The following is a 26,502-nucleotide window of genomic DNA, read 5'->3' on the forward strand; positions in this document are numbered from 1 at the left end:
CGCATGCCCACGTTGCCCGTCCCCGTCAACCTCGCTGACAAGCTCGCACAGTTCAGCGAGCTGTGGTCGCAGAAGAAGGTGGCAGAGCTCAACGACTACGAGGTCAAGCTGGCCAAGCTCAAGGGGGACTTCGTCTGGCACAGCCACGAGAACACCGATGAACTGTTCCTGGTCATCAGCGGGCGGCTCACCCTCCAGCTCAGGGATGGTGATGTGGTGCTCGAACCCGGCGAGTTGTTCGTGGTTCCCCGCGGTGTCGAACACTGCCCTGTGGCGGACGAAGAAACCGCCATCCTGCTGTTCGAACCGGCTGGAACGATCAATACCGGCGACGCGGGAGGACCGATGACCAAGGCAGCCGAGACCTTCAACTAGCACCAAGGCGGTGTCAGACCGCACCGCGAGGGGGCGTCCGTCCCAGCGAATGCCTTTCTCACTGCGGATGCGGGCGCGCTCCTTGCGCTGGGCGGCCAGCACGTCGGGGGGTCGCGCGTTCGCGTTTCGCCAACGCATGCAGGCGTGCGGGGCCCGGGGCCGGATGGTGTTGGTTGGTGTGGTGGGAGTGAGCGAGGGTGAACTGCCGCGGCGGCCCGAAGTGGGCCTCGATGGAGTTGGCCCAGGAGGCGTTCGTCGGAGTGAAGCACGGCGTGACCTTGTTCTTCTGCGCCAGTGGCGGATCTTCGCACCTTTGGGGGGGCCGCACCAGGAATGACTCCTGGGCCCGCGAGGCGAAGACCCTTCTCCGCACTGCACTCCGACGAGTGGAGCCCGGGCGAAGTGCCGCCCCGGTCCAGCCCGGTGGGCCGGACCGGGAAGCATGCGGGAACTGGGCGGCACCGCGGCTGTGGTCATACGGTCTTTATCGCGCCTCCGTCGATGATGTGGTCCGCGCCGGTGGTGCTGCCGGCGAGGGGCGAGGCGAGGTAGGAGACGAGGGCAGCGACCTCGTCTGGTCTTACGAGCCTGCCGGTGACCATGCCCATGGCGGTCGGGAGATGGGCCAGGAGCTGTTCCTGCTCCAGGCCCATCGACTTGGCCAGCTCGGCTCCGTAGCCGTCGGGGCTTTCCCACATGTCCGTGCGGACGGGCCCGGGCGAGACGGTGTTGACGCGCACGCCCTGGGGGCCGAACTCCTCGGCCAGCGCCTTGCCGAACGCGGTCAGTGCAGCCTTGGCGGTGGTGTAGGTAACAGGGCCCGCATGCGGGGCCCTGGCTCCGTTGGAGGAGATGTTGACGATGGCGCCGCGGCTGTTGGTGAGGTGAGGCAGCGCGGCCCGGGTAGTGCGGACCGAGGCGAGGAAATTCAGGTCGAACGCGTCGTACCACTGCTGGTCGGTAAAGGCGAGGAAGCCGCCCGTCTGGCCCTCCCCGGCGTCGCCGCCACCGACGTTATTGACCAGGAGATCCAGCCCGCCGAGCTCGGCTTCGGCCTGGGCGACGAGCCGGGCAGGGGCGTCGGCTTGCGAAAGGTCCACGGACACGCCGATCGCGCCGGTGGCCTTGAGCTCCGGTGTGATCGTCCGTGCCGCGGCCACCACCCGCATGCCCTCACCAACCAGTGCGGAGACGATGGCCAAGCCGATCCCCCGGCTCGCGCCGGTCACGACAGCGGCCTTGTTGATCAGTTGCAGGTCCATGCAGCACCCCTATCCAAAGGTGAGTCTTGTGCGATGCGAGAACCCTAAGACTTGCAACATCCATGTTGCAGGTTACGGATGAATGGCGACTGTCCCGTACTCTTCTCGGAGAGCCAGGGAGAGGGAGCCTCGTGGAGCGGAAGAGTCAGCAGCGGCCACTGCGCGCGGACGCGGAGCGGACCGTGAGGGCAATCCTCGAAGCTGCCGAGCGTGTCCTCAGCTCCAACCCGGCGGCCACGATGGAGCAGATCGCGGAGGCGGCGGGCGTCGCTCGGACAACCGTGCACCGCCGGTTCACCAGCCGCGAGGCCCTGGTGAACGCTCTGGCAGCCTGGGCAACGCGGCAGTTCCACGAAGCCGTGACGAGTGCCCATCCCGACAGCGCTCCACCACTGATCGCCCTCTACCAAACGACCGCCAACGTCCTCCGGGTCAAGATCGGGTGGGGGTTCGCGATGAGCAGGACCACACCGGAGGACCCCGACGTAGCACGAGCACATGCCGATGTGCTCGATCAGTGCGAGCGCCTGTTCCAGCGCGCACTGGAAGCCGGCGTGCTGCGTCCTGACACCGACCTGGCGTGGGCTCGCCGCGTCTATTACGCCCTCATTCACGAGGCCGCCCAGAATCGCTCGGACGAAGCCGACGATGTCGATGAACTGGCAACCCTCGTGGTCGACACACTGTTGCGTGGCATGGGTCGGCAGGGCAGCTCCCTCAGCCCTTGACGAGTTCCGGAACGAGTACTTCGACGGCCTGCCGGCTGTGGTGGCTGAGTACGGCCGGCCACTCCTGGGCGAGGCCCGCAGGTCTGTGAGACACAGACCTAATCCCCGCCCCCTTCGGGGATGGCGGGGGCCTAGAAGCGAGTCAGAGTCTGAGTTGGCGGGGGTACATAACCCCCGCCATGCGCACCTCCTGTCTCCGTGGGCATGTCAGGCCATGCGGTGCACACCGCCAAGCAGCTGACGCGCGAGCGCTGCCTGGAGCGGCCGTTCGGCTTCGACCCGTGCTCGGATACCGCGCCCATGCGCGAGGGTCAAGGACTTACTCACATCCGGATGGGGTTACGTGCGGGCCGAGATGAGCGTGAGTCAGGTCCGTACCTGCCGGTACCACCACCGGACCCGGCCGTGGCACACGGTCGAGGACAGGAGTCACGCATGTCACGCAAGAGGACCCTCAGCCGGAAGAAGAAGCTGACCCTGCTGATCAGCTCCGTGGCACTGGCCGGCTCCGGTGCCGGGCTGCTGGCGGCCAACAGCCACGCCGGAACGCAGGAGGCGGACGGCGGGCAGGCGTCGGCGGCCTGCGGCGGACTGGTGCAGGCGCTGGCCAACAACGAGAAGTTCATCGCGGGACAGCGGGCCAACCCGGACGCGCAGTCGGAGGCGCGGATCGCCAACCGGGAGGCCGTCATCGAGGAGATCAAGCGGAAACAGCAGGCGGCCGGCTGCGAAGTGGGCGAAGGCTCCGGGCAAGGGCAGGGTGCCGGGCAGGACGGCGACCAAGGACAAGACCAGGGTCAGGGGCAGGGCGAGGGGCAAGGCCAGAACCAGGGCAGCGGTGCGCAGGACGACGCCTCCGGCCAGCAGCCGCCCGCCGACGCCGGCGAAGGTGTCGGCGAAGGTGCCGACGGCGCCGCGAACGGCGAGGTCGTCTGTGCCGGTTCCACCGTGACCCTCTCCGGAGAGGGCGGGTCCCCCGCCGCGTCCAGTAACCAGTTCCCCGTCGGCACCAAGCTGACGGTGACCAACCTGGACAACGACAAGTCCACGACCGTGTCCGTCACCTCCAGCTCCGGCAGCTGCGCGCTGCTCAACAACGCCGCCTTCGAGCAGGTCCGCGAGCCCGGCAAGTTCCTGATCAGGAACGCCCGGATCGAGCGCGTCGGCTGACCGCACCGCGCGGCCGGCTGTCGTGAGCCGGCCGCGAGCCGCGCGCCGGCGGGCGCCGCGCGCCGGCGGGGCCGGGGACCGGCGGGGCCGGGGACCGGCTTCCCCACACCGGTCCCCGGTCCCCGGTCCCCGGTCCCCGGTCTCCGGTCTCCGGTCTCCGGTCTCCGGGCCACTATCGACGGTATTTGTGGGGCGACCCGAAACTTCTGTTACCCAATGCCCGGAATGCCCCCTAGTCTCGGCTGGAGAACGTGATCAAACCGATCACCAGCAAGGACATGAGGGAGTGCTGAGCATGGCGGAGAACACGCTGCGCGAGAAGGTCGCGGTCGTCGGTGGAGGCGAGAAGAACCTGGGCGGGCTGATCAGCAGGACGTTCGCCGAGTCCGGGGCGAAGGTGGTAGTGCACTACCACAGCTCCGAGAGTGACGCCGAGCAGACGGTGAAGGCGATCCAGGATGCCGGAGGACAGGCCGTCGCGGTCCAGGGCGACCTGACGAAGGTCGCGGACGTGCGGCGGCTCTTCGACGCCGCGCTGGACACCTACGGCGGCGTCGACGTGGCCGTGAACACCACCGGTATGGTGCTGCGCAAGCCGATCCTGGAGACCACTGAGGAAGAGTACGACCGGATGTTCGGCATCAACGCCAAGGCGGCGTACTTCTTCATCCAGGAGGCCGGGCGCCGGCTGAACGACCACGGGAAGATCATCAGCCTGGGCACGTCGCTGCTGGCCGCCTTTACGGACGGCTACTCGACGTACGCCGGCGGCAAGGCACCGCTGGAGCACTTCACCCGGGCGGCGGCCAAGGAGTTCGCCGACCGCGGCATCTCGGTGAACACCGTGGCACCCGGGCCGATGGACACGCCCTTCTTCTACCCGCAGGAGACCCCGGAAAGGGTGGAGTTCCACAAGTCGCAGGCCCTGGGCAACCAGCTCACCCACATCGAGGACATCGTCCCGGTCATCAAGTTCCTGACCACCGAAGGCTGGTGGTTCACCGGGCAGACGATGTTCCCCAACGGCGGCTACACCACCCGCTGACCCCCACCCCTGGCGGGCCGCACCGGACCACATCTCGCACGGACTGGCCCGCCGGCTCACGGCCGGGAGGCGACTTCCCGTACGACGCACCCCCGAGGTCAGCACAACCGCCAAGGCATGCAGGTCGTACTCCTTGGGCGTCTGAGCCTCGCAGACCCGCTCACCCCGCCGCGTCCCTGCCGCCCGTGACCCGGGCGAGCGGTAAAGATGGGACCGACGGTGGCGGAAACGTGCACGAGGAGGCGGGTGTGATGAGCGGTCAGGGTGCTGATGCCATCCGGACCGGACCGCTGAGACGGACGATGCGCGGCCGGGACCCGGGCGAGGAGCACCGGGCGTCAACGCCGCTGGAGCTGTTGTTCGACCTGACGTTCGTGGTCGCCGTCTCCCAGGCAGCGGCCCAGCTCCATCACGCACTCGCCGAGGGGCACGTCGGTTCCGGACTGGCGGGATACGCGTCGGTGTTCTTCGCGATCTGGTGGGCGTGGATGAACTTCACCTGGTTCGCCTCCGCCTACGACACCGACGATGTGCCCTACCGACTGCTGACCCTGCTGCAGATGACCGGCGTGCTCGTGCTGGCCGCCGGCGTGGACGCCGTGTTCGAGCATGATGACTTCACTGTCGTGGTGGTCGGCTACGTCATCATGCGGGCGGCGCAGATCACTCAATGGCTCCGGGCCGCCGTCGAGCACCCCGAGGGCAGAGCCGGCGCGCTGAGGTACGCCGCCGGCATCGCCGTGGTGCAGGTGGGGTGGATCGCCCGCCTGTGGGCGCCTGGCGTCTGGGCCTGGACCACCTTCCTTGTGCTCGTCGCAGCGGAGCTGGCCGTGCCGGCATGGGCCGAGTACCGGGGCAGCCCCACCACCTGGCACCCGGGACACATCGCTGAGCGCTACGGCCTTTTCACGATCATCGTTCTCGGCGAGGTGATCCTCGGCTCGCTCGCCGCCGTCCGGTCCGCCGTGACCGACGACGGCCTGTCGGCTCCCGTGCTCCTGATCGCCATCGGGGGTCTGCTGCTGGTCTTCGCCCTGTGGTGGATCTACTTCACCGGAAGCGACGCGGGACTGACCAGCCTGCGCACGGCCCTGGCATGGGGATACGGTCACTATGCGGTCTTCGCCGCACTGGCCGCGATCGGCCCGGGCCTGGAGGCGGCCCTGGACGCCACCAAGCACCACGGACACCTTTCCACCCGAGGGGCAGGTCTGGCGGTCGCCGTCCCCGTCGTGATCGCGCTGCTCGTCCTGGGCGCACTGCACCGGGTCACCAGCACCGGAGCCGTGGGCCATGCCCTGCTGGTGGTCGCCGGTGCGCTCGTGGTACTGGTTCTGGGCTTCAGCGCACCAGCCCTGGGGGTCGGCAGCGCCGTGCTGGGCATGGGCCTGGCCGTGAGCGCCACTTTGGCAGCCAACCTCTTCGCCGTCCGCCACTACCGAGCCGAGGGGCGTTGATGTGCGACTTGACCTGAACAAGCTTGAGCACCTGGTAGCCGTCGCCGAGGAAGGCAGCCTCACGCGCGCCGCCGCCCGGCTGCACCTCTCCCAGCAGGCCCTGTCCACCTCCATCCGCGTCCTCGAACGCGAAGTCGGCGTGCCCCTGCTGGAGCGCAGCAGCGCGGGCGTCACCGTACTGCCCGCCGGAGCGGCCCTGCTCGAAGACGCCCGTGTCCTGAAGGGCATGGCGCACTCCGCCCTGCACCGCGCACGGCGCATCGGGCGCGGCGAAACCGAGACGCTGCGCATCGGCTACACCCCCGCCGTCACCGGCGACGAACTCGTCTCTCTGCTCTCTCCGGTGACCGACGCCCACCCCGGCATCGTCCCCGAGGTCCACCAGCGCTACCCCTCCGAGCTGACAGCCGCTCTCCTCGCCGGCGACCTCGACGTCGGGTTGTGCCGCGGCACAGCACCAGCCCACGGCCTGACCCGCACCACCCTCGGCCACCAGCGCCTGCACATCGCCGTCGCCGCCGACCATCCCCTCGCCACCCGCACCACCGTGACCCTCCCCGAACTCGCCGACGAACCCTTCATGGTCTGGGGAACTCCCGGCCACTCCGACTACACCAACCTCCTCATCGCCCACTGCCGCCACGCCGGCTTCGAACCCCGCGCCGAACGCCAAGGCACACCACCGGTCACCGCCGTCATCGGCACCCACCGCATCGCCTTCGTCACCACCCCGCCAGGCCCCGCCGCAGGGGGCAAAGCGCACATCCTCACCCTCGAACCCCCGATCTACGCGCCACTCCACGCGCTCTACCTTCCCCACACCACCTGCCCCAGCCGCAGCACCTTCCTCACCAACGCAACCGTGTGAATCAGTTCCCAGGGGCCGGCGGCGTGGATGAGGTGAGGACGTCCGAGAACGATCAATGACCGGTGGCAGGTCCGAAGCTGTGGGGCCGCGCCGCATGGCGGCGGTCCCAGCAGGAAGCACTCGTCACGCGGACGGCAGCGCCTTCGCGGCTCCAGCCACCGTGCCGCGCCTTCCGGCTCGACCGGCTGTCACCGCCGCCCGAAGGGCTCGACGCCGACGACACGGCGGACGCGCAGGGGCTCGATCACCACGGTCACCCGCCGTTCCCCTGGCAGCAGCCACTCGTACGGCGTGCCCAGGTACTTGTGCGCGAGCCTGTCCATGTCGCGCTCCGCCTGCGCCCCCTCGACGAAGCGGGCGACACGGCCATGGATCTGAATGCGGTCGAACGGATCTGCGTGGTGGGAGAGACGCACCCGCGGGTCGTGGCGCAGATTCCGCAACTTGGCCCTGCCCACCGAGGTGTTGAACCAGGGCTGGTCCCCGTCCACATCGACCCACATGGGGCTCACGTGCGGCGCCCCGTCTGGGTCTGTGGTCGCTACGAACCAGACGGCCGCCGCCGCCAGCCGCTCTCGTACGTCCTCGGTAAGCTCCTGCAACCCTGACACCCCTCATCACTCGCTCCCCGGCCATCACGGCCGCCGACATCATCCTGCCCCGCTCCCAGCGTCGAACCCCCGTTCATGCCGTGACACATGCCCCAGCCACCCCGGTCCGCGTGGTGGACGACACGGTGGACGACGAGGTGAACGACGCGGTGGACGACGAGGTCGGCGCCCGGCAAGGGCACGCCCGCGGCCCAGTCCAGGGCCCGCCGGGCACTCTGGCCGACACCGCGTGCGAGACACAGGCGAGAACAGGTGAGTGCTGGCACGGAGCGCCTGCGACGTGCGGCCACCACCGCCCTCCGCGTTATTCCTACGCTGCCGTCGTGGCCTCGGTGTACTTCTTGATGAGTTCGTAGGAACGCATGCGGTCGTGGAGGTCGTAGACGGGTGTGGTCAGCATCAGTTCGTCTGCTCCGGTCTCACCAGCCAGTTCCGTGAGCCGTTGCACGACGGTCCTGGGTGTCCCGACGGCCTGCTGTGCACGGAAGCCGGCCAGCGCCTGTCGCTCCTCCGCCGTGAAGGGATGCGTGGCGGCCTCCGCCGGCGTGGGGAAGGGTGCCTCACTCGTTCCTTTGAGGAGCCCGGCTTTGACGACGTCTATCGGTCCGGCTCGCCACGCGGCTTCTTCCTCCGTCTCGGCACACACCGCCTCCACGCACAACAGCACCCGAGGTCGCGCGCACCAACGGGACGGAGTGAACGCCGCCCGGTAGCGTTCCAGGGCCGCGAGGGTGTTGTCCGGCCGGATGTGGTGGGCGATGGCGACGGGCAGGCCGAGTCCCGCGGCGACAGCGGCACCTGCGGTGCTGGAGGCCAGCAGCCATGGCTCCGGCAGCGTGCCGAGTGCGACTTCGTCGATCAGGAAGGACAGGATCGCGGCGACGTCGCCTTGGTACTCCGCGTCCGTCGCCGGTCCGGCTCCGCGGCGAAGTGCCCGTGCGGTGGCTTCGTCCAAGGTGCCAGGACCGCGGCCGATGCCCAGGTCGATACGGTCCGGATGCAAGGCGGCCAGCGTTCCGAACTGCTCCGCCAACGTGATGGGTGCGTGGTTGGGGGCCAGCACTCCGCCTGAACCGAGACGGATGACCGAGGTCGAAGCGGCAGAGTGCGCGGTCAGCACGACTGGTGGGAACGCCCCGATCGCGGGCGAGTGGTGATGCTCGGCGTACCAGATCCGGTGGTAGCCCAGCCGTTCCAGTCCCTGTGCGAACGCCGCGGTGTCCCGCAGCGTATCCACGGCTCGGGCGCCCTTTTGGACCACCGCGACCTCCAGCGCTGAAAGAGGGATGTCGACCATGTCGTCAGCATAGAGATCACGCGGTCGGCGAGGGGAGCGGTGCTCTTGTTGATCTGGTGGTCGAGCCTCGCCAGCACCACGTCATTGCCCATTCGCCCGCGCCGCTCCCACTCCTCGCGATCGCCCACCACACGCGGCCGCATACGCCAACATGTCCTGGTGTGACGGAAGTTGCTCACCCGAAGCGACCCGCAACCGCGTTGACACCGTATACGGCGTCCGCTGGGCCATCACCCGGTACGTCAGCCCACCGGCATCGGCGCTCAGCTCGCGCAGCGCGGACGCGAACCGCTGCAGCCGACTCGCGGACAGACAGTCCCTGCCCCCACAGCAAGATCGCGCGGGCCGCTACCGTCGGGGGCGGCCCGCGCGGTCTCGCCGCCGTGCCACCCTGCCAACGGCGCCCGTACACGATCGAGGGGAGGCCCAGCGAAGACCGCTTCTGACGGTCCATCAACCTACGACGCTTACCCCGCCCGCCTCTGACCAGGGCAACCGTCGAAGCCCTGCTGGAGTACCAGGACGCCTCAGCCCTCCCCCAGCACCACCCGGATCACATGCCGGGCGTTGTGTGCCATCGCCGGGTTCGTCCTTCGGTAGTACGGCAGCGCGATCAGCGCTTGCGAGAGCGTCCGCCCCCGGCCCCGGTTCCAGGTCGCGTCGTCCACGCCGAGCGTCTCGCGGAAGATCTCCCTTGCGTCGGCCGGCAGCAGATTCCACGCCGGGAACAGGTCACAGGCCGGGTCACCCACCCCCATGCACCCGAAGTCGATCGCCGAAGACAGTCTGCCGTCTTCCACCAGCAGGTTGCCCGGCATCAGGTCGGCATGCAGCCACACCGGCGGCCCGTCCCACTCCGGGGTCCGCAGCGCGTCCTCCCATACAGCGGCCGCGGCATCGCAGTCGACGCCCTCCTGCGGGATTCCCCGCAGTTCCTCGATCGCCGCCCGGGTCGACGCGTCGAGCGAGGCGACCGGCCCGCCACGGTGGGCCACTGGCGCCCCCGGCAAGGTGATGCCCCGCATCGCCGCCACGAACCCGGCCAGATCCTTGGCCAGCAGCACGGGCTCACTCAGCGCCCCCACCTCGGGGTTCTCCCCCGCCAGCCACCGGAACACCGACCACGGCCACGGATATCCCTGGGCGGGCTCCCCGACCCCGAGCACCTCGGGGATGGCCGTGGCCAGCCGGGGCGCGAGGCGGGGCAGCCACTCCTGCTCCAGCGCTACGTCCTTGGCCCCGCCCTTCACCAGCGGCAGCCGTACGACCATGCCGTCGCCCAGCCGGTACATGGCGTTGACCGTGCCGCCGGACGGCAACCGCTCCACCGCCAGCCGTGCCCACTGCGGGAACTGCCCGGCGATCAGCCGCCGTACGAGGTCATCGTCGATGGGGTGCGTGCCGGGATGCATCTGCCCTGTGCTCATGGGGTGCCATCCGACCGCCGGGCTCCGAGGGGCGTCAAACGCTTTTCCGGTTGGTCCAGCGGACAGCATCACTGGGGCCGGTGACCGTGGACCTCGGAGAGAAAGGCGGGCGTCGACAACTCGCGATCTGCAGGGCGTGTCTCGCAGTCAGCTGCCCTACTGCGCGACCTACGGGCTCTCACCTGGCGGCCCCGGCCGGGCGAGGGGGGAGGAGTCCTGGCACGTCCTCGCCGATCCCGAAGGCAGCGAGTTCTGCTTGTTCAAGGCCCGCCTCGGCCCGCTCCGACGGCCCTCTTCGGCAACGAGGGCCGCGCCCGGGTGGAGTGTGTACAGGCGGCGTGCCCGGGAGGAGGGTGTACAAGCGGCGTGTCCGGCCCGCAGGAGCAAGAGGAGCGCTATCCGATCCAGGTGATCGCGACCACGAGGATCATCTCAGCGTCGTCATCGACCCGGAACGACAGCAGCCCTGGCCACCACCGAACGTCGTCTCCCGGAGGGTCGGGGCGTCGCCCGGCTCCGTATGCAGGCGTCCCACGGTGCGTCGGCGGGGCCTGCTCCTGTACTCGTACCAGACCGACGCGCCGCACGTAGCCACTCGGTCGCCCGGCGCCCCTGAGCAAGAAACGAGGACCCGGGCCAGGTAGCCCTCGCTCCGTATTCCTTCTCGGCGTACGTCACGGCGTACCCAGTACCCTTGCGACATGACGATGCACAAGACCGTCGATGTGAGTGTTGACGCGATGATTGAGGACCTCAGGACACTCGTCGAAATCGAGTCTCCATCGCGCGACCTCGACGCCTTGATGGCATCGGCCAAAGCTGTCGCCGCTGTCATCGAGAGCCGCCTTGGCGGGCAGGCCATCCTCGTTGAGAGTGAAGCCGGGCCGCATGTCCACTGGTCAGCTGGTGGCGACCCCAAAGTACTCATCCTCGGCCACCATGACACGGTGTTTCCGCTCGGCACCCTTGAACGCCGCCCGTTCATGGTCAAAGACGGGCGTGCGACCGGCCCCGGGGTCTTCGACATGCTTGGTGGTTTGGTACAGGCAGTTCATGGCCTGGCGACGCTCGACGACCGGTCAGGCGTCGAGATCCTGATGACTGCCGACGAAGAGGTCGGCTCCCGTTCCTCGCGAGCTCTCATCGAAGAACGAGCCCTTGCCTGCGGCGCCGTACTTGTGTGCGAGGGCGCCGCTGATGGCGGAGGCCTGAAGACCGGCCGTAAGGGCTGCGGCACGTTCGAAGTGACTGTCGCGGGCCGGGCGTCGCACGCAGGCCTTGAGCCTGCGGCCGGAGTCAACGCCCTGATCGAAGCAGCACACCAAGTACTGGATATCGCGGCGCTTGGCCGACCCGGCATCGGCACGACTGTCACCCCGACCGTCGCCTCCGCGGGAACTGTGGACAACGTCGTTCCCGCAGAGGCGACCGTCATCGTCGACGTCCGGGTCGAGTCAGCCGATGAGCAGGAACGCATCGAATCCGCGTTCGCCGCCCTGGCTCCGCATCTCGATGAGGCGGAGATCACGGTTCGGGGAGCTGTCAACCGCCCCCCGATGCCTGAGTCGGCGTCGGCCGAGCTCTTCGCGGTGGCCAAGACGCTGATTCCCGACGTCGAAGGCAAGGCAGTCGGCGGGGGAAGCGACGGCAACTTCACGGCCGCACTGGGGGTGCCGACACTCGATGGCCTTGGAGCAGTCGGGGGCGGTGCTCACGCCGACCACGAGTACCTGGTGATCGACGCCATGGCCGAGCGGGCGAACCTTGTTGCCGGACTGGTGAGCGCGCTGCGGAACACACAGCGACAGAACACGTAACGGATACAGAACACGTAGAAGAACACGAGCACGCGCGACCTGTGAGCGATCACGCGAGGCCGCGACCTGCGATCGCCAAGATTCGCCTGCGGTGATCGGGCGTATCCCCCAAGGGCGCCGGTCCCTGCGGCCGGGACGGGGCGAGGAGATCGGCGGCGTCGTCGCCCCGGGCTGGCTGCACCCCGCCGGATCGTACAGAAATGGGTACTGCCCCAGTTACGACTGAAGCTCTCCCTGCTGGCCTTCGCTGTGGCACGGCCCCAGCTCCTCCTCGACCGGCACCGGCACCGGCACCGGCTCACTCGTATCAGACGTTTCGAATACGGTGTCGCCGTTGAGGTAGCGCCTTGGGGAGATGCCGACAGTTCGGCGGAACGCCGCGAGAAACGCGCTCGCTGTCGCGTATCCCACGGCGTGTGCGACCCGGGACACGGATCGGCCTTCGGCGAGGAGAGGCAGGGCGGCGCGCAGCCGCACATGGGTGCGCCAGCGATCGAAGCTCATGCCCATGTCGTGGACGAACAAGCGTGTCAGGGTGCGTCGGCTCACTCCGACGGCCCGTGCGTGGGCTTCAAGGCTCCGCGGGTCCGCCGGGTCGGCAAGCAACGCGTCGGCCACGACGCATACGCGTTCGTCGACGGCTTGTGGAACATCGATGGGCATGGTCGGCAAAGGGTGCAGCAGATCCAGTACGACCGCCTCGGCCCGCAGTCGCACGTCATCAGCCAGGTCCTGCCGGTTGAGGTAGTGGACCAGGTGGGCCAGCAGCCCGTCGACGCCGACCGGCGTGGGCTCAGTCCAGCTCAGAGGGCACCGGCCCGGTTCGAAGTAGAGGCTGCGCAGCACCGCGTCGCGGGTCGCACCGGTCCGGTGCACGACTCCCGCGGGCAGCCACAGCGCCCGGGTGGGCGGCAGGACCCAGTAGGTGTCGTCGACGGCGACGCCGAGTACACCCCGTGGCGTCCAGGCCAACTGGTGCTGCGGGTGGCTGTGCGGGAGTATCCACTGCCCCGACGCCAAGGGGAAGTTTCCCACCACGATCGCCCCCACCCCGGGCGGGACGGCGCCTACGACAGCCTCGGTCATGCGTCCCAGCGTATGTCCTCAACGCGTTATGACATGGCCCCATAGCGGATTGTGGCCAACTCAGCCGGTACATAGCGTCATCGCATGCCTTTCAACCATCCGTGCCGCCCGCACTACCGCGGGGCGGCCGCGTCGGCCACGCCCACGGGGCGACCGTCATGACATCAGCAACCGCCCTTGCCACAAGCACCAATCGCCGTCGGCCGGCGCTGATCGTGCTGTGCTTCGTGCAGTTCATGCTCGTCCTGGACGACAACGTGGTGAGCGTCGCTCTCCCCAGCCTCCGGAACGACCTCGGCTTCAGCACCGCGGGCCTGGCCTGGGTCGTCAACGCGTACTTCCTGGCCTTCGGCGGGCTGCTGTTGCTGTCCGGTCGCGCGGCCGACCTGCTGGGCCGCCGTCGCGTGTTCCTCAGCGGTGTGGCCCTGTTCGGCGCCGCGAGTCTCGCCTGCGGTCTCGCTCAGGAGCCCTGGCAACTCGTGGCGGGGCGGTTCGTCCAGGGTGCGGGCGCGGCCATGGCCAGCCCGGCCGCGCTGTCACTGATCACACTCCTGTTCCCCGGTACCGAGGAGCGCGCCAAGGCGTTCAGCATCTGGGGCGGTATCGCCGGTCTGGGCGGCACGATGGGCCTGGTGATCTCCGGTGCGCTGACCGGTCTCGCCTCCTGGCGGTGGATCTTCCTGATCAACCTGCCCGTGGCCGTCGCGGCCCTTCTCCTGGTCCCACGTCTGATCCCCGAGAGCCGGGCCACCCACCAGGCACGCCTGGACGTACCCGGTGCGGTACTGGGCACCGGCGCCGTCCTGTCGCTGGTTTACGGTCTGCTCCGGGCCGGGGAGTCAGGGTGGGCCGACGCGGGCGTTGTCGGGCCCCTGATCCTCGCCCTCGTCCTGACCGTCTCGTTCCTCGCGGCCGAAGCACGCACCGCCGAGCCACTGGTACCGCTGTCGTTCCTGTCCTTCCAGACCCGCGCCGTCGCCAACGTCACGACCCTCCTGTTCTCCGCCGCCCTGTACGCGATGGCCTTCCTGCTGATGCTTCACCTGCAAACCGTGATCGGTTACGGCCCGCTCAAGGCAGGCCTCGCCTACCTGCCCTTCGGCGCCGGCATCCTCGCAGGCATGTGGCTCTCCTCCCACGCGGTGATCAGACTCGGGATGCGCCGGACCCTCGTCATCTCATTCCTGATCAGCGCGGCGGGGCTGCTCCTGCTGTCCGGTATCGCGCCGAGCGACGTCTACGCGTCCGGCGTGCTGCCCGGCATGCTCGTCACGAGTCTCGGGTGCGGCCTGAGCCTGCCCGCCCTGACGGTCGCCGCACTCGCGGGCACCACCGAGGAGAACGCCGGTCTCGGCTCGGCCGTCCTCAGCTCCGTCCAACAGGTAGGCGGCGCCGTGGGCTTGGCAGTACTGGTCACCCTGGCCGCACGCCGCAGCGACGCCCTGGCCGACTCGACCGGCCCACTGCACGCCGCGACGGAGGGCTTCTCGCTCGCGCTCACCGTCGCTGCCACCCTCCTCGCACTCGGCGCCGCCCTGATCGCCACACTGCTCACAAGCCACCGCTCAGGGTCCACAGTCGACGCCCCCGAAACTCCTACCTGACCGGGGCAGGTGCCGCTCGCCCCCAGCTGGCCACGATCTGCGGCGCAACGCCAAAGAACAGGCCCGGCGGCAGGCCGATCGCCCGCACCGCCGGGAGCTCATCGACCTCGGTGAGCATCGTCTCCAGGCTCACATCGCCCGGTGCTTCCTTGGCAGCCCATCGGCGCGGCCGGAAAACAGCGACATGGTGGAAACGGGTTGCCACCGAAAACGGGGAGGAATGACGGCCGCCGCCGACGGTAGGCTCACACGACCGCGAACGCCCGCCTTGCCTCGCATGGAGAGGAGCAACACCATGCCCTGCCCGTTGCTCTTTCTCGACGTGGACGGCCCGCTGAACCCCTGGGCCGCGAAACCCGAGCGGCGTCCGGCGGGCTACACGACCCATCGTATGAAGCCGGACGCCTGGTTCGCGCAACACCCGGGCGAGCCCCGCGCGTACGTGAAGCCGCTACGCGTCTGGCTCAAGCCCGACCACGGTCCCCAGCTGCTGGCCCTGACCGAGCGGTACGACCTCGTATGGGCAACCACCTGGGCCGCGGAGGCCCACACCTTCATCGCCCCCGTGCTGGGACTGCCGGAATTCCCGTTCGTGGACTGGCCCGCGATGCACGATGTCGGGCCGGACAGCACATTCTGGAAGACCCGTTACCTCGTGACGTACGCGGCGGGCAGGGACTTCGTCTGGGTCGATGACGAACTGGGCGACGCCGATCGGGCGTACGTGGGCACGCACCACTCCGGTGCGGCGCTTCTCCACCACGTCGACGCGCGGTACGGGTTGTTGGAGCCGGACTTCAAGGTCCTTGCCGCCTTCGCGCGTTCGCTGGGCGCCTCCGCCCGCGCGGCTTGACCGGCATACGGAGGAAGCCTCGGTTCGCGGGGACGCCCTCGACGGCGGGCTTCAACGCCTGGCCCTCCAAGCAGACGACGGAGGAACTGGCCGAGCCTTTCACCTTCGTCGCCGGTGCCGCCAGGACCCTGCGCCCGGCTCCAACGCGCGGGTCGAGAGTGGTCAAGGACCCGTGCGCGAGGTGGCGGATGGCTCAGGTCGCCTTATCAGCCCGATCCTCCAGGCCGTGGAAGGCGAAGATCGCGGCGCGCTGCACGGCTGTGCCGACCACCTCCTCAGCTGCTGCGGAGGCAAAGATATCCACCATCTCATCAGGTTCCGCGTTGACGATTCGGGACTCCGCGTCGCATGTGTACGCGTACCGGCCGCCCTCCATCTGCGCCTGCATCCCGGACAATGTGACATCGGGACGGGCGCCCTGACAGCAGAGCAACAGGCCCTCGGATTCGAGGTCTTTGCGCAGGTCCCACAGGCAGGCGTGCAGGTGAATCCCACCGTACGCCGCCTCCGGGCGGCCTTCCCTGACGACCATCACCTTGTACGGCTGTGCCGTGCTGAACCGCGGGTGCAGCATTTCCGTGGGAGTGCCGTCTGGGCTCGCGGCGGTCAGCGTGACGGACTCGGTCATCGTCTTCCTCCGAAGTTCGGCTGTGGCGCCCAATTTCCCGCCCGGTCCCCATCATGCCCACAGGCCGTTCCCTTCTCGTATGTCCAGGGCCGACCGGTGGCCCGAGCGGCCTGGTGGTATTCCTCGACCGGAACCGGGGCGCCCCGGGGGCGTATCCCGTGGGGCAGGAGCACGGCGTTTCCGCCTCACGTCTCGTACAGCACTGCGGCTGGCCCGGCGGGCGGCCCTCCGGTTCTGGCGACAAGCGACTCGACTGCGCCAGCGGGTGTACTCCATTGCTGCCGTCCGTGAAGTGGGCGCGGCCCGCGCCCCATGGCGGGTATCCGCGGCTGCTTCCCGTTGGAACGCCCAGCTGAAGCCCGTGTAGCGCACACCGGTAGGGTTCCGGCTCCGGAAGGACGGGCTGCGAAAGATGGAGGGCGGCTGATGGCGCGGCGGCTGTGGCTGGAATTGGGCGAAGCGGAGGACTCGGGAGCGGTGCGCCTGGAGATACGGCTGAGCGAGGGACGGACACCCGGGGAACTGGCAGAGTCCGAGCGGCCCCTGGCCTACCTTGAGCGGCGCTGCCCGCCCGGCGGCGGAGCCGAGGAGTACGCCGCCGCCCGCAAGGAGGGGGTCCGGGCCTTCACGCTCTGGGCGGACCCACACCGCGAGGAAGTGCTCGCTCACGTCACCACGGAGACCGCGGCCAAGCACTCGGCAACGTACGAAGTGCGAGACGCGGCAGGTGACCGGCTGGCCGTCGTCGTCCGCCAGCGGGCCCTCAGCGGCGGCAACGTACGGGCCCGGTGGGACGTCGAGCAGCATGGCCAGCCGGCGGTCACCGGCTACAAGGGGCGGGCCCGCTGGTGGTGGACGTGGTGGCTGCTGTCACCGTTGCAAATCCCGCTCGTCCTCTTCGTCCTCCTCGGCGCCGTCCTTCAGGGCGGCAACACGGATATCCCGCGTATGCCCCGCCGCGTCACCTGGCGCGCCCGCCGCGAGCGGGTCCTGGACGCCCGGCCCGCGACCGGCTCCGGAGAGTACGAGCTGCACGTCCTCGCCGACTGGTGGGACTCACGCGTGACGGCCGCCCTGGCAGCCCTCCTGGACAGCCACGCTGGTCTCATCGGCGTCAGCTGGGACACGGCCCCCAAGCCGGCCCGGGAAGCCGACGACGCACAGGCCAGCTGAAGAAGCTGTGCGACCACGTCTGTTCGGCCGCGGTGGCCAAGGTTTCCCAGAAGCTGAGCGCAAGCGGTTGGTCGTCACCGGGTTCTTCCACCACTCCGAGGGCCGTTTCCCACTCGTCCCGGGTGAGGTACTCCCGGACATCGTTCACCGTGATGTCGTCTCGGTGGCGATCTCCTCCGGAACCAGCAGGGAAGCGGCTTCCAGCAGCTTGGCGACGCCCGTGCTCCGATTCTGGACCACGGTCTTCCGCCGACCGACCGACCGACCGACCGGCCTGGCGGCGGGGCTCGCCGTCTCGGCAGTGACGCACGGGTTCTTCGATCGCCGGTGGCCGGTGGCCGGTGCACTGGGATGGCCCGGCAGCGGCCACGCAGGCCACCGGGGCGAATCGGCGGCGTGGCAGTGCCTAGGATCGTTGCCCGGTATAGCCAGGCGGTGAGGGGGCGCTGGGGACATGGTCGAGTGGCGGGGCGTGCGGTCCAAGGCACGCGCAGCGCTGAGGGCAGCGGGTGCGGTGGCCTTCGTGGTCGGTGCGCTCTCCGGTTTCCTGGTGGCGGTGTCTTCGCCGCGGTGGCTCATCCGGTTGACCCCTGATCTGCTGCTGGACTGGCCCGGTGGTCCGATCGGCTTCGGCGCCACCAGCGGAATCGTCGCGGCGGCCGGGGCCCTGGGAGCCAACGCCCTTCATCAACGCCAGGCGCACGGGATGTACCGCGTGCTGCGGCTGCTCGGCATCTGGTTGTGCATGGGCTCGGCCTGGCTGGCCTTCTCCTACGCCCTGTCGGCCGGCCCTGCCCGTGGCTGCCGCTCCTCCGACCCCGACTGCGGTTCCGTCGCGGGCGCGGGCCCGTCGATCATCGCCTTCCTGGTTACCGTCTGCGCCACTCTCTGGGGTGCCTACCGGGTCCACCGCGCCCGTGAGGCGCGGCGTGCGGCCGCACACCGGGAGCGCATCCGCAAACTCCGCAAGAGAGGGAAGGGCAAGAGCCGGTCGGCACTGGGGCGTGGCTGAAACGGGGGGCGAGGAAGACCGGAACGAAAACTCGCGCTAAGCCCTTCGCGCGCCTGAGAGCGCTTTGACCTGAGATTCGGCGGAGGCGGGGCCTTCGGCAGTCGTGTTGATCACTGACTGTCTGGAGGTCTGGAGGTCTGGAGGTCTGGAGTGCCGGAGTGCCGGAGTGCCGGAGTGCCGGTCGAGTTTCTGACCGATGAGCAGGCCGCAAGCCATGCGGCGTACGGCGGGGCGCCGTCGCGTACGGGGTTGGAGCGGTTCTCCTTCCTGGACGATGCGGGCCGGGAACTGATCAAGTCCAAACGGCGGTCCCACAACCGGCTCGGCTTCGCGGTACAGCTGACGACCGTGCGCTACCTCGGGGTTTCCTGGACGACCCGACCGACGTGCCGATCGAAGTCGTCGACTACCTCGCCGAGCAACTGGGCATCGCGGACGCCTCGGTGCTGAAGGCGTACGGCGGACGGGAGAAAACCCGGTTCGAGCACGTGTAGGAGCTGCGGAAGCTCCTGGAGTACACGGAGTTCACCGACGCGGAGGCGGGAGCTGCGGGCGTGGGTGGACGCGCGGGCCTGGACGACCAGGGAAGGGCCCGAAGGCGCTGTTCGACGCGGCGACGGGGTGGCTGCGTGAGCGGCGGGTGCTGCTGCCCGGCGTGACCACGCTGGCCCGGCTGGTCGCCTCCGTGCGGGAGGCGGCGAACCGGCGGCCGCCACACCGGGTGGGTGCGGCGGCCGTGGGTGGGATCGGCTCGTGGTTCGAGTCAGCCAGCAGAGCGGCGGATCAGCCCGGCGTCACCGCACCCTCCGGCACTCCGAACCACTCCTCCAGCGCCTCCGCCAGCCCGGCCGTCGACGTCGGCACCTGCGCCCCCGCGTCGGCCGCCCAGGCCGTGAAGCCGTCCGGACGGACGAGGACCGCCGCCAGTTCCGGCCGGGAGGGGCAGCCGGCCGTCAGGATGTCGACGCGGCCGGCATACCCCGCAGCGAGGGCCCGGAGCTCCGGGTCGTCGGTGAGGTCGAGCAGGAGCGCCCGGCCGCCGTGGAGGTGGTCCGCGAGGCGGCCGCCGTCGGTGAGTTCGAGGTCCGGGGTGCTGCGGCCGGTCAGCGGGTGCTCGCCCGGCAGCTCGTACCGCACCCCGGCACCGTTGAGCCGCGCGGTGAGGTACGTGGTGCCCACGACCGTCCCCGCCAGGTCGCTGACGATCTCGCGCAGGGCCCGGGACTGCGGGTCCGGGCGCATAGCCGCGACCTGGGAACGGGTCCAGTCCAGGACCCACGCACCGACCGGGTGCCGCTCGGAGGTGTACGTGTCCAGCAGCCCTTCCGGCGCCCGGCCGCCGATCACCGCGGCGAGCTTCCAGCCGAGGTTCATCGCGTCCCCGATACCCAGGCTCAGCCCCTGGCTCCCGAACGCGGAGTGCACGTGCGCCGCATCGCCCGCCAGCAGCACCCGGCCCTTGCGGTACTCGGTGGCCTGGCGGGCGTGGTCGGTGAAGCGGGTCGCGGTCCGCACCCTGGTGATCGTGACGTCCACGCCGGATACGCGGCGCAGCCGCGCCTGGAGGTCCTCGGTGGTGACCGGCGCGTCCCGGTCGGCCGGCGGGCCGTCGAACTCCACGGTGACGACGCGGCCCGGCATCGGCCCGTAGGCGTACACCCCGATGTCCGTGGCGGTCCAGCCGACCTTCAGGTCCTCGGCGCCGGTCACCTCCACGACAGCCTGGTGACAGGTGACCTCCGGTTCCGTACCGGGAAATTCGAACCCCGCGAGCTTGCGGACCGCGCTGCGGCCGCCGTCGCAGCCCACGAGCCAGCCGGCGCGTATCGCCCCATCGCTCGTCCGCACGGTGACGGCCCCGTCGTCCGCGTCGAAGCCGGTCAGCTCCACTCCCCGGCGCACGTCGACGCCGAGCTCGTCCGCCCGCCCGCCGAGCAGCCGCTCGATGTCCTGCTGCGCCACGAAAGCGATCTCGGCGGCGGGTCCGGCGTCGCCGAAGCCCGGCTCCGTACGGTCGACCAGGTCGGCGCGCAGCATGATCCCGGCGAAGTGCCCGACGAACCCGAGCCCTTGGCCCGCGGTCCCGCCTCCGTCCCCGCCGTTCCGCTCGCGCATGAACGCCTGGAAGCGGTCCATCGCCTGCCGCTGCACCTCGGCCAGCGCGGGCAGCATGCCCCGCCGGTAGAGCGCCTCGGCGCTGGGCGTGGTGATCGCCCCGCCCTTGATCGTCGGATTCACTTCGCTGAGACGCTCCAGAACGGCCACTCGCGCGCCTCCGAGCCGGAGCTCGCAGGCCAGCATCAGTCCGACCGGGCCGCCTCCGGCCACCACTACGTCATAGTCCATGGCGCCCACTATGACCGAGGGCCAAAAAGGCCCTTACACCGCCCTGACCAGCCACAACAGGGGCCGCGATGTCAAGGGGTCGGCCCCGCGAGGAGGGACGGGAAGCGAGTCGTCCGCGCTCTTGCCCGGCTACGTCACCCGCCGCCCGCCGGTGTCCCGGCCGGTCCTCGATCAGGCGGTCAGCGCCGCAAGCTCCGCCTCGGCGCGCTCGGTGACCAGAGCGAGGGCGCGGCCGGCGGCGGCCAGGTCCTCGGCGGGTATCCCGCCCCAGATGCGGGCGGTGATGGGGGCGGTCTCCGCACTGGCGGCGGCGATCAGCTCGTGCCCTGCAGCCGCGGGGCGAAGGTGCGCGCCGTCCGGGACGAGCAGCTGCTTGGCCAGCAGCTCGTCGAGAACGGCGAGGATGTCGGCCGGATCGGCCGCTGAGACTGATCACGATTACGGACGGTCGGCTTAGCCGCGCCGCCAGGCGGGGTTCAGCCGGACCTCGATGTCGTCGGACATCGTCTCCGGCGCCGGGTCGGCGGTTACGCGGGCCCGTATCGGGCGGCCGGTGTCGGCTTCGACGAACGACAGGGGCGGGCGGCCTTCCTGTAGGTACTTGTCGCCCCATTGCGTCAGCGACAGGAGCACCGGCAGCAGGTCCTCGCCGGCCTGAGTCAGCCGGTACTCGTCGCGGGCCCGGCTCCCCGGCTCCCGGTACAGAACGGGCTCGACGACGTGCGCGGCCTTCAGCTGTTTGAGTGCCCGTGACACCGCGGGTGCCGAGGCTCCGATCCGATCCACGAAGTCCTCGAACCTGGTTGTGCCGTAGAAGCATTCGCGGACCACCAGAAACACCGTCTTGGTGCTGAGCAGGTCCAGCACCCGCCCCGCCGAGCATCCGTCGCCGATCGACCACGCATCCCGGTCGCGCAGCCGCTCCTCGAAGTTCATCGCCACCTCGCCAGTGTAACTAACGATTGCGTTATCCAGCGTGACGTGATTCCATCTGCCTAACGGTTACGTTACTCAGGTGGGAGGTGCTTGTGGTTGCAGTAGCAGGCAGGGCGGTCGTGGTGACCGGGGGCCGGCGGGGACTCGGCGCGGCGCTGGTGGATGAGGTGCTGGCACGCGGGGCGCGAAAGGTGTACTCGACCGCGCGCTCGGCGTACATCGACAACCGTCCAGAGGTGGTTACCGCCGAACTGGAGGTCCGCTCGGCGGCGTCGGTCGCCGCCCTCACGGAGGTCGCCGGCGATGTCGAGATCGTGTTCAACAACGCTGGGGTCCTGCTGCCGACTCCGCTGCTCACGGGTGACTTCGAGCGCGTCACCGCGACATTCGACGTCAACGTCTTCGGGCTGCTGCGGGTGGCACGAGCGTTCGCGCCGATCCTGGCCGCGAACGGCGGGGGCGCACTGGTGAACATGCACTCCGTGCTGTCCTGGCTGGCCGGCAGCGGCGCCTACGGGGCATCCAAGGCGGCGGCGTGGTCCGTCACGAACTCGCTCCGACTCGAACTGGCACACCAGAACACTCAGACCGTCGGCGTGCACGCAGGCTTCATCGACACCGAGATGGTCTCCGCCTTCTGGCTGCCGAAGGCGACGCCGACCGAGGTGGCCGCGCGGATCGTCGACGGCCTGGAGGCCGAGGCCACGGAAGTGCTCACGGACGACGCCACAGTCGCCGCCAAGGCGGCGCTGTCCGGCCCCGTGGAGCGCCTGGCCTTCCCGGCCGCCCGTTGACACCCCAACCCAACCCAACATTCGAGGAGTAGCGAACCGCCATGCCACTGTGGACGATTCACCACACGCCCGGAACCTTCACCGACGCGGAAAAGCGTCGACTCGCCTCCCACATCGCTGACCACTACGAAGAGTTCGGGTTGCCCCGGTTCTACGTGGTCACGCTGTTCCACGAGACCCGGCCCGAGGATTTCTACGTCGGCGGGGAGCCCACCTCGGTCGGGGTCCGCATCGCCATCGACCACATCGCCCGCCGCAACCCCGACCGGGAGAGCCGGCGCCGGACCGCCCAGTGGATCAAGGGCATGCTGCAGCCCCACCTCGAACGGAGCGCGGGGCTGCACTGGGAGTTCCACATCGACGAGACCAGCGACGACCTCTGGATGATCAACGGCATCGTGCCGCCCCCGGCAGGCTCCGACGCCGAGAAGCTCTGGGCTGAGAACAACTCGGCGTCCCCGTACTGATCGCGCCGCCGGTGCCGCTCCCGGAACAAATGAGCCGCACCTCGGTCGCCACCGCCTAGCGCATCCTCGCCGAGGACACCGAGGACACCGAGGACACCGAGGACACCGAGGACACCGAGAGCACCGAGAGCACCGAGAGCACCGAGAGCACCGAGAGCACCGAGTGAGCCCGGACGCCCGGCAGAGCTCAAGATCAACTCATTGCCCCTTTGACGCGGATCTGGGGCACACCCATCGGCCGATCCCAGATGGAAGCCGACCTCCCAGCCCATCGGAGCGTCCCCGTCGGCGACCATGAACGTGTCGATTATCGATATGCCCCTCCAGTCTTGGGCGTATCGATAATCGATGGGAAGGCATGCGGTGAACACGCGACTCACGAGGACCCTGGCCTCGGGGACCTTTGTACTGGCGGTGCTCTGCGGGCTCGCCTTCTTCGGCACGAGGGCCACGCACACGCTCGACGACGGGGCGGTCTGCGTAGAGACGGACTTCTGGCGCAACGCCTCACTTGCCCCGGACGACCTGCCGATCGGCAAGGGCGTGGAGGCGTCCAGCAGTGCCACACGCCTCTGCCAGGACAGCCCCTCCGTGGGGCAGCACGCCGCGGACCTCGGGGGCGAACTGCCCTGGCTGCTGTTCGGTTCCCTCGCGCTGCTGCTCTTCTCCCGGCCGCTCAAGGCCGTCCTGCCGCAGGGGCCGTTCACTGACGTGGTGTCGCAGCGGCTCTCCGTTCTCGGCTGGTTCGTCGCCGTGGGTACGCCGCTGGCCGGCCTCGTCGTCGGCTGGTCTCAGCCCTGGCCCGTCGGGAGCATGGCGCCGGTCGCGGGTTCTGAACCGACGGCCACCGGGCCGCAGGCGCTCGTCCTTGCCGGCCTCGCCGCAGTGATCATGAGGAAGATCATGCGCGAAGGCGTGCGCATGCGAGAGGACTTCGAAGGGACCATCTGATGGCCGAAGAGGAACTCCACACGATCCGGGTTCACCTCGACCGACTCCTCGCCGAGCGCGGCATGACGCTCACCGAACTGTCCGCGCAGGTGGGCATCACCGTCGTTAACCTGTCCGTACTCAAGAACGGGCGGGCCAAGGCCATCCGCTTCTCAACCCTGTCGAGGATCTGCGATGTCCTCCAGTGTCAGCCAGGAGACCTGATCACCCACGACCCCGCCGAGCCGGCCTAGCGTGTGGCGAGCCGCTCCAGCAGGGCGGCGCTCCGCGCCAGCAACGCCCGCTCCTCATCCGTGAGTTCGGCCTCGATGGCCTGCGCGAGCCAACCGGCCCTGCGGCCGCGCTCCGCTTCGAGCGCGGCCCGGCCCGCGTCCGACAGCTCGACCAGTGACTTACGGCCGTCCGTGGGGTGCGCCCGGCGCGTGATCAGGTTCTGTTCCATGAGCAGCCCCACCGCCCGTGCCATCGACTGGGGGCGTACGCGCTGATCGGCGGCGAGGTCGCTGGTGGTCATGGCGCCGTTGCGGTCGAGCGCACCGAGCACGGCGACCTGACCCAGCGGGGTGCGGTCCTCGTGTTTGACACGTCGGGTGAGCTTGCTCATCGCGGTGCGCAGTTCGGCTGCGATGGCGGCGGCTTCCGAGGTGGGCATAGGGCACTTTACCCCGCTGTGCAGTATTGCTGTGCACCTGACCTGCACAGCAATACTGCACAGCCATGCTGTGCAGCAAAACTGAGCAGCATTGCTGTATGGTTTGCGCTGTCGGGCTCAGCGCCAGCGTCGTCGCAGCCGGGGCCACGGCACACGACAACGGGAAGGGACTCCCATGTCCGTAAAGGCAGCCGGAACCGTCAACGCCGCCATTGAGACCGTCACCGCCCGCCGGATCATCGACAGCCGGGGCAACCCCACGGTCGAGGTCGACGTCGTCCTGGCGGACGGTTCCCTGGGGCGCGCGGCTGTCCCCTCCGGCGCCTCCACCGGTGCCCGGGAGGCCGTGGAGCTGCGCGACGGAGACCCCGCACGCTGGCACGGCAAGGGCGTCGACCGCGCGGTGGCCCACGTCAACGGGGAGATCGCGGCGTCCGTGCGCGGCCGGGACGGGGCGGACCAGGCGGGTCTCGACGCCGCGCTTGTCGCCCTCGACGGCACCGCCACGAAGTCCCGGCTCGGCGCCAACGCGGTCCTCGGCGTCTCCCTCGCCGCCGCCAAGGCCGCCGCGGCGGCCCACCGCCAGCCCCTCTACCGCTACCTCGGCGGCGCCGACGCCCACCTCCTGCCGCTGCCCATGATGAACATCGTCAACGGTGGCGCCCACGCCGACAATCCGCTGGATTTCCAGGAGTTCATGATCGCCCCCGTGGGCGCGGACACCTTCACCGAAGCCGTCCGCATGGGCAGCGAGGTCTTCCACACCCTGCGCCGCGATCTGCTGGCCGCCGGGTACTCCACGAGCGTCGGCGACGAGGGTGGCTTCGCGCCCGCGCTGCGCACCGCTGAGGAGGCGCTCGACTTCGTGATGACCGCCATCGAGCGCACCGGCTACCGCCCCGGCACGGACATCGGCCTGGTCATGGACCCGGCGTCGTCGGAGTTCTTCCGCGACGGGGTGTACGACTACGCGGGCGAGGGGGTGCGCCGCACCCCCTCCGAGAACGCCGACTACCTCGCCAAACTCATCGACGCCTACCCGGTCGTCTCCATCGAGGACCCGATGGCGGAGAACGACCTGGACGGCTGGCGCGAGCTGACCGCCCGCGTCGGCGACCGCTGCCAGCTCACCGGCGACGACGTGTTCTGCACCAACGAGACGCTGCTGCGCGAGGGCATCCGCACCGGCGTCGGCAACTCGGTCCTGGTCAAGGTCAATCAGATCGGGACCCTGACCGAGGCGCTGGCCGCGGTGGCCACGGCCCACCAGGCGGGCTGGACGGCTGTCATGTCGCACCGCTCGGGCGAGACGGAGGACACCACCATCGCGGATCTGGCGGTGGCGACCGGCTGCGGTCAGATCAAGACCGGCTCGCTCTCCCGTTCCGACCGCACGGCGAAGTACAACCAACTGATCCGGATCGAAGAGGAGTTGGGCGACTCGGCGCGCTTCGCGGGCCGCTCCGCACTGCGTCGGGCGTGAACAGCAGGCAGAGGTAGAGCCCACGCGGGCCCCCCGATCGTGATCGGGGGGCCCGCTCGCGTGCCGGGGAGACACACCTTCCTCAGCTGTCCACCCCCGTGTGACCTTCGCCTTCCTTCCCGGACCGGTCGGCACGGCCGGTCGAATGGAGCCAGCCAGTGCCGAATCAGGCATCGCTCGCCCTGTCGTGGTGGGACGCGCTGCTCGGTTCCGTTCCGGGCGGAGCGTGACCGTCATTCTGTGCGGGTGGAGAACGCGTACGCGTGCGTGAGAGCGACGATGACGAGTTTCAGCAGGTGAGAGATGGCGGCCTCGGGTACATCTGCCGCTCAGGCACGATTCAGCACGGCGCTCTCAACGATGCTCAAGCCGGCCTTGCTCAAGGGGAAGAGGGTGAGAACTTCTCGTTCTGCGGCTGCAAACAGGCCCGGGGGGAGATTCTCCTGGCCGGCAAAACCGC

At 69.5% G+C, this 26,502-nt stretch carries 26 protein-coding genes and 3 pseudogenes; 18 read left to right on the top strand and 11 right to left on the bottom strand.

The window, feature by feature from the left end:
• Positions 1-3 precede the first annotated feature (3 nt).
• Positions 4-375 carry a cupin domain-containing protein gene (locus AC5P1B_RS23755; protein WP_493889503.1) on the top strand — a complete coding sequence of 124 codons (372 nt, stop codon included), beginning with the start codon at positions 4-6 and terminating at the stop codon, positions 373-375.
• Between the two features lie 473 nt (positions 376-848).
• Here the strand turns inward: AC5P1B_RS23755 and AC5P1B_RS23760 are convergent, their stop codons facing one another.
• Complete coding sequence (locus AC5P1B_RS23760) at positions 849-1,637, bottom strand: SDR family NAD(P)-dependent oxidoreductase (protein WP_493889505.1); 789 nt, start codon at positions 1,635-1,637, stop codon at positions 849-851.
• Between the two features lie 131 nt (positions 1,638-1,768).
• Between AC5P1B_RS23760 and AC5P1B_RS23765 the strand changes: the two genes are divergently transcribed.
• From AC5P1B_RS23765 to AC5P1B_RS23785, 5 genes are all read left to right on the top strand, one after another.
• Positions 1,769-2,365 carry a TetR/AcrR family transcriptional regulator gene (locus AC5P1B_RS23765; RefSeq protein ID WP_493889507.1) on the top strand — a complete coding sequence of 199 codons (597 nt, stop codon included), beginning with the start codon at positions 1,769-1,771 and terminating at the stop codon, positions 2,363-2,365.
• A 435-nt stretch (positions 2,366-2,800) separates the two neighbouring features.
• On the top strand, positions 2,801-3,535 hold the full coding sequence (locus tag AC5P1B_RS23770; RefSeq protein ID WP_493889508.1) for an SCO2207 family protein: 735 nt from the start codon (positions 2,801-2,803) through the stop codon (positions 3,533-3,535).
• 295 nt (positions 3,536-3,830) lie between these two features.
• Entirely contained in the window at positions 3,831-4,580 is a 750-nt protein-coding gene (locus AC5P1B_RS23775) for an SDR family oxidoreductase (protein WP_493889509.1), read from the top strand.
• 251 nt (positions 4,581-4,831) lie between these two features.
• Positions 4,832-6,037: a low temperature requirement protein A gene (locus tag AC5P1B_RS23780; RefSeq protein ID WP_493889511.1), complete on the top strand. Its 1,206-nt coding sequence runs from the start codon at positions 4,832-4,834 to the stop codon at positions 6,035-6,037.
• Position 6,038: 1 nt separating this feature from the next.
• Positions 6,039-6,905, top strand: a complete 867-nt coding sequence (locus AC5P1B_RS23785) for a LysR family transcriptional regulator (protein WP_493889512.1) — start codon at positions 6,039-6,041, stop codon at positions 6,903-6,905.
• A 188-nt stretch (positions 6,906-7,093) separates the two neighbouring features.
• On the opposite strand, the gene AC5P1B_RS23790 is transcribed toward AC5P1B_RS23785, so the two are convergent.
• The 3 genes from AC5P1B_RS23790 to AC5P1B_RS23800 form a co-directional block, all read right to left on the bottom strand.
• A complete protein-coding gene (locus AC5P1B_RS23790; RefSeq protein WP_493889513.1) occupies positions 7,094-7,507 on the bottom strand; it encodes a TIGR03618 family F420-dependent PPOX class oxidoreductase in 414 nt (137 codons plus the stop codon).
• Positions 7,508-7,826: 319 nt separating this feature from the next.
• Complete coding sequence (locus AC5P1B_RS23795) at positions 7,827-8,813, bottom strand: LLM class flavin-dependent oxidoreductase (RefSeq protein WP_493889514.1); 987 nt, start codon at positions 8,811-8,813, stop codon at positions 7,827-7,829.
• 527 nt (positions 8,814-9,340) lie between these two features.
• A complete protein-coding gene (locus AC5P1B_RS23800; RefSeq protein WP_493889515.1) occupies positions 9,341-10,240 on the bottom strand; it encodes an aminoglycoside phosphotransferase family protein in 900 nt (299 codons plus the stop codon).
• Between the two features lie 205 nt (positions 10,241-10,445).
• Here AC5P1B_RS23800 and AC5P1B_RS23805 point away from each other — a divergent pair.
• Positions 10,446-10,523: pseudogene (locus tag AC5P1B_RS23805) on the top strand (VOC family protein); the annotation flags it as partial.
• Between the two features lie 418 nt (positions 10,524-10,941).
• Entirely contained in the window at positions 10,942-12,057 is a 1,116-nt protein-coding gene (locus tag AC5P1B_RS23810) for a M20 family metallopeptidase (protein WP_493889516.1), read from the top strand.
• A 216-nt stretch (positions 12,058-12,273) separates the two neighbouring features.
• On the opposite strand, the gene AC5P1B_RS23815 is transcribed toward AC5P1B_RS23810, so the two are convergent.
• Positions 12,274-13,143, bottom strand: a complete 870-nt coding sequence (locus AC5P1B_RS23815) for a helix-turn-helix transcriptional regulator (protein WP_493889517.1) — start codon at positions 13,141-13,143, stop codon at positions 12,274-12,276.
• A 158-nt stretch (positions 13,144-13,301) separates the two neighbouring features.
• Here AC5P1B_RS23815 and AC5P1B_RS23820 point away from each other — a divergent pair, with 158 nt between their 5' ends.
• A complete protein-coding gene (locus AC5P1B_RS23820; protein ID WP_493889519.1) occupies positions 13,302-14,747 on the top strand; it encodes a DHA2 family efflux MFS transporter permease subunit in 1,446 nt (481 codons plus the stop codon).
• Here AC5P1B_RS23820 and AC5P1B_RS23825 read toward each other — a convergent pair.
• Entirely contained in the window at positions 14,740-14,880 is a 141-nt protein-coding gene (locus tag AC5P1B_RS23825; protein ID WP_493889520.1) for a hypothetical protein, read from the bottom strand. The two genes, AC5P1B_RS23820 and AC5P1B_RS23825, sit on opposite strands and share 8 nt — an antisense overlap.
• A gap of 162 nt (positions 14,881-15,042) precedes the next feature.
• Between AC5P1B_RS23825 and AC5P1B_RS23830 the strand changes: the two genes are divergently transcribed.
• A complete protein-coding gene (locus tag AC5P1B_RS23830) occupies positions 15,043-15,600 on the top strand; it encodes an HAD domain-containing protein (RefSeq protein WP_493889522.1) in 558 nt (185 codons plus the stop codon).
• Between the two features lie 193 nt (positions 15,601-15,793).
• On the opposite strand, the gene AC5P1B_RS23835 is transcribed toward AC5P1B_RS23830, so the two are convergent.
• The gene (locus AC5P1B_RS23835) at positions 15,794-16,228 is read right to left on the bottom strand and encodes a hypothetical protein (protein WP_493889523.1); all 435 of its coding nucleotides are present in this window, start codon (positions 16,226-16,228) and stop codon (positions 15,794-15,796) included.
• A gap of 426 nt (positions 16,229-16,654) precedes the next feature.
• On the opposite strand from AC5P1B_RS23835, the gene AC5P1B_RS23840 reads away from it, so the two are divergent.
• From AC5P1B_RS23840 to AC5P1B_RS23850, 3 genes and pseudogenes are all read left to right on the top strand, one after another.
• Complete coding sequence (locus AC5P1B_RS23840; RefSeq protein WP_493889524.1) at positions 16,655-17,401, top strand: hypothetical protein; 747 nt, start codon at positions 16,655-16,657, stop codon at positions 17,399-17,401.
• A 454-nt stretch (positions 17,402-17,855) separates the two neighbouring features.
• Positions 17,856-18,413 carry a hypothetical protein gene (locus AC5P1B_RS23845; RefSeq protein WP_493889525.1) on the top strand — a complete coding sequence of 186 codons (558 nt, stop codon included), beginning with the start codon at positions 17,856-17,858 and terminating at the stop codon, positions 18,411-18,413.
• A gap of 174 nt (positions 18,414-18,587) precedes the next feature.
• A pseudogene (locus AC5P1B_RS23850) lies at positions 18,588-19,122 on the top strand (DUF4158 domain-containing protein); the annotation flags it as partial.
• A 74-nt stretch (positions 19,123-19,196) separates the two neighbouring features.
• On the opposite strand, the gene AC5P1B_RS23855 reads toward AC5P1B_RS23850, so the two are convergent.
• The 3 genes and pseudogenes from AC5P1B_RS23855 to AC5P1B_RS23865 form a co-directional block, all read right to left on the bottom strand.
• Positions 19,197-20,759, bottom strand: a complete 1,563-nt coding sequence (locus AC5P1B_RS23855) for an FAD-dependent oxidoreductase (protein WP_493889526.1) — start codon at positions 20,757-20,759, stop codon at positions 19,197-19,199.
• 171 nt (positions 20,760-20,930) lie between these two features.
• Positions 20,931-21,179: pseudogene (locus tag AC5P1B_RS23860) on the bottom strand (MarR family transcriptional regulator); the annotation flags it as partial.
• 33 nt (positions 21,180-21,212) lie between these two features.
• Entirely contained in the window at positions 21,213-21,695 is a 483-nt protein-coding gene (locus tag AC5P1B_RS23865) for a winged helix-turn-helix transcriptional regulator (RefSeq protein WP_493889583.1), read from the bottom strand.
• Positions 21,696-21,787: 92 nt separating this feature from the next.
• On the opposite strand from AC5P1B_RS23865, the gene AC5P1B_RS23870 reads away from it, so the two are divergent.
• The 4 genes from AC5P1B_RS23870 to AC5P1B_RS23885 all read left to right on the top strand — a co-directional run bounded on the left by AC5P1B_RS23870 (position 21,788) and on the right by AC5P1B_RS23885 (position 24,140).
• Positions 21,788-22,489 carry an SDR family oxidoreductase gene (locus tag AC5P1B_RS23870; protein WP_493889527.1) on the top strand — a complete coding sequence of 234 codons (702 nt, stop codon included), beginning with the start codon at positions 21,788-21,790 and terminating at the stop codon, positions 22,487-22,489.
• A gap of 41 nt (positions 22,490-22,530) precedes the next feature.
• Positions 22,531-22,956 carry a tautomerase family protein gene (locus tag AC5P1B_RS23875; protein WP_493889528.1) on the top strand — a complete coding sequence of 142 codons (426 nt, stop codon included), beginning with the start codon at positions 22,531-22,533 and terminating at the stop codon, positions 22,954-22,956.
• Between the two features lie 363 nt (positions 22,957-23,319).
• A complete protein-coding gene (locus AC5P1B_RS23880; RefSeq protein ID WP_493889529.1) occupies positions 23,320-23,907 on the top strand; it encodes a DUF2975 domain-containing protein in 588 nt (195 codons plus the stop codon).
• Positions 23,907-24,140 carry a helix-turn-helix domain-containing protein gene (locus tag AC5P1B_RS23885; RefSeq protein ID WP_493889530.1) on the top strand — a complete coding sequence of 78 codons (234 nt, stop codon included), beginning with the start codon at positions 23,907-23,909 and terminating at the stop codon, positions 24,138-24,140. The genes AC5P1B_RS23880 and AC5P1B_RS23885 overlap by 1 nt, the downstream gene beginning before the upstream one ends.
• Here the strand turns inward: AC5P1B_RS23885 and AC5P1B_RS23890 are convergent.
• Positions 24,137-24,559, bottom strand: coding sequence for a MarR family winged helix-turn-helix transcriptional regulator (locus AC5P1B_RS23890; RefSeq protein WP_493889531.1), 423 nt, complete (start codon positions 24,557-24,559; stop codon positions 24,137-24,139). The genes AC5P1B_RS23885 and AC5P1B_RS23890 overlap by 4 nt on opposite strands.
• Positions 24,560-24,734: 175 nt before the next feature.
• Here AC5P1B_RS23890 and eno point away from each other — a divergent pair, with 175 nt between their 5' ends.
• Positions 24,735-26,042 (top strand): phosphopyruvate hydratase, encoded by a 1,308-nt coding sequence (eno, locus tag AC5P1B_RS23895; RefSeq protein ID WP_493889532.1) that lies wholly within the window; start codon positions 24,735-24,737, stop codon positions 26,040-26,042.
• Positions 26,043-26,502 lie beyond the last annotated feature (460 nt).

This window comes from Streptomyces sp. A01, assembly GCF_059026195.1.

Excerpts from the sequence above, each read along its gene's own strand:
- AC5P1B_RS23755 (WP_493889503.1), top strand. The coding sequence starts at position 4 with ATGCCCACGTTGCCCGTCCCCGTCAACCTCGCTGACAAGCTCGCACAG.
- AC5P1B_RS23760 (WP_493889505.1), bottom strand. The coding sequence starts at position 1,637 with ATGGACCTGCAACTGATCAACAAGGCCGCTGTCGTGACCGGCGCGAGC.
- AC5P1B_RS23770 (WP_493889508.1), top strand. The coding sequence starts at position 2,801 with ATGTCACGCAAGAGGACCCTCAGCCGGAAGAAGAAGCTGACCCTGCTG.
- AC5P1B_RS23775 (WP_493889509.1), top strand. The coding sequence starts at position 3,831 with ATGGCGGAGAACACGCTGCGCGAGAAGGTCGCGGTCGTCGGTGGAGGC.
- AC5P1B_RS23780 (WP_493889511.1), top strand. The coding sequence starts at position 4,832 with ATGAGCGGTCAGGGTGCTGATGCCATCCGGACCGGACCGCTGAGACGG.
- AC5P1B_RS23795 (WP_493889514.1), bottom strand. The coding sequence starts at position 8,813 with ATGGTCGACATCCCTCTTTCAGCGCTGGAGGTCGCGGTGGTCCAAAAG.
- AC5P1B_RS23800 (WP_493889515.1), bottom strand. The coding sequence starts at position 10,240 with ATGAGCACAGGGCAGATGCATCCCGGCACGCACCCCATCGACGATGAC.
- AC5P1B_RS23810 (WP_493889516.1), top strand. The coding sequence starts at position 10,942 with ATGACGATGCACAAGACCGTCGATGTGAGTGTTGACGCGATGATTGAG.
- AC5P1B_RS23815 (WP_493889517.1), bottom strand. The coding sequence starts at position 13,143 with ATGACCGAGGCTGTCGTAGGCGCCGTCCCGCCCGGGGTGGGGGCGATC.
- AC5P1B_RS23820 (WP_493889519.1), top strand. The coding sequence starts at position 13,302 with ATGACATCAGCAACCGCCCTTGCCACAAGCACCAATCGCCGTCGGCCG.
- AC5P1B_RS23830 (WP_493889522.1), top strand. The coding sequence starts at position 15,043 with ATGCCCTGCCCGTTGCTCTTTCTCGACGTGGACGGCCCGCTGAACCCC.
- AC5P1B_RS23835 (WP_493889523.1), bottom strand. The coding sequence starts at position 16,228 with ATGACCGAGTCCGTCACGCTGACCGCCGCGAGCCCAGACGGCACTCCC.
- AC5P1B_RS23840 (WP_493889524.1), top strand. The coding sequence starts at position 16,655 with ATGGCGCGGCGGCTGTGGCTGGAATTGGGCGAAGCGGAGGACTCGGGA.
- AC5P1B_RS23845 (WP_493889525.1), top strand. The coding sequence starts at position 17,856 with ATGGTCGAGTGGCGGGGCGTGCGGTCCAAGGCACGCGCAGCGCTGAGG.
- AC5P1B_RS23855 (WP_493889526.1), bottom strand. The coding sequence starts at position 20,759 with ATGGACTATGACGTAGTGGTGGCCGGAGGCGGCCCGGTCGGACTGATG.
- AC5P1B_RS23865 (WP_493889583.1), bottom strand. The coding sequence starts at position 21,695 with ATGAACTTCGAGGAGCGGCTGCGCGACCGGGATGCGTGGTCGATCGGC.
- AC5P1B_RS23875 (WP_493889528.1), top strand. The coding sequence starts at position 22,531 with ATGCCACTGTGGACGATTCACCACACGCCCGGAACCTTCACCGACGCG.
- AC5P1B_RS23885 (WP_493889530.1), top strand. The coding sequence starts at position 23,907 with ATGGCCGAAGAGGAACTCCACACGATCCGGGTTCACCTCGACCGACTC.
- AC5P1B_RS23890 (WP_493889531.1), bottom strand. The coding sequence starts at position 24,559 with ATGCCCACCTCGGAAGCCGCCGCCATCGCAGCCGAACTGCGCACCGCG.
- eno (WP_493889532.1), top strand. The coding sequence starts at position 24,735 with ATGTCCGTAAAGGCAGCCGGAACCGTCAACGCCGCCATTGAGACCGTC.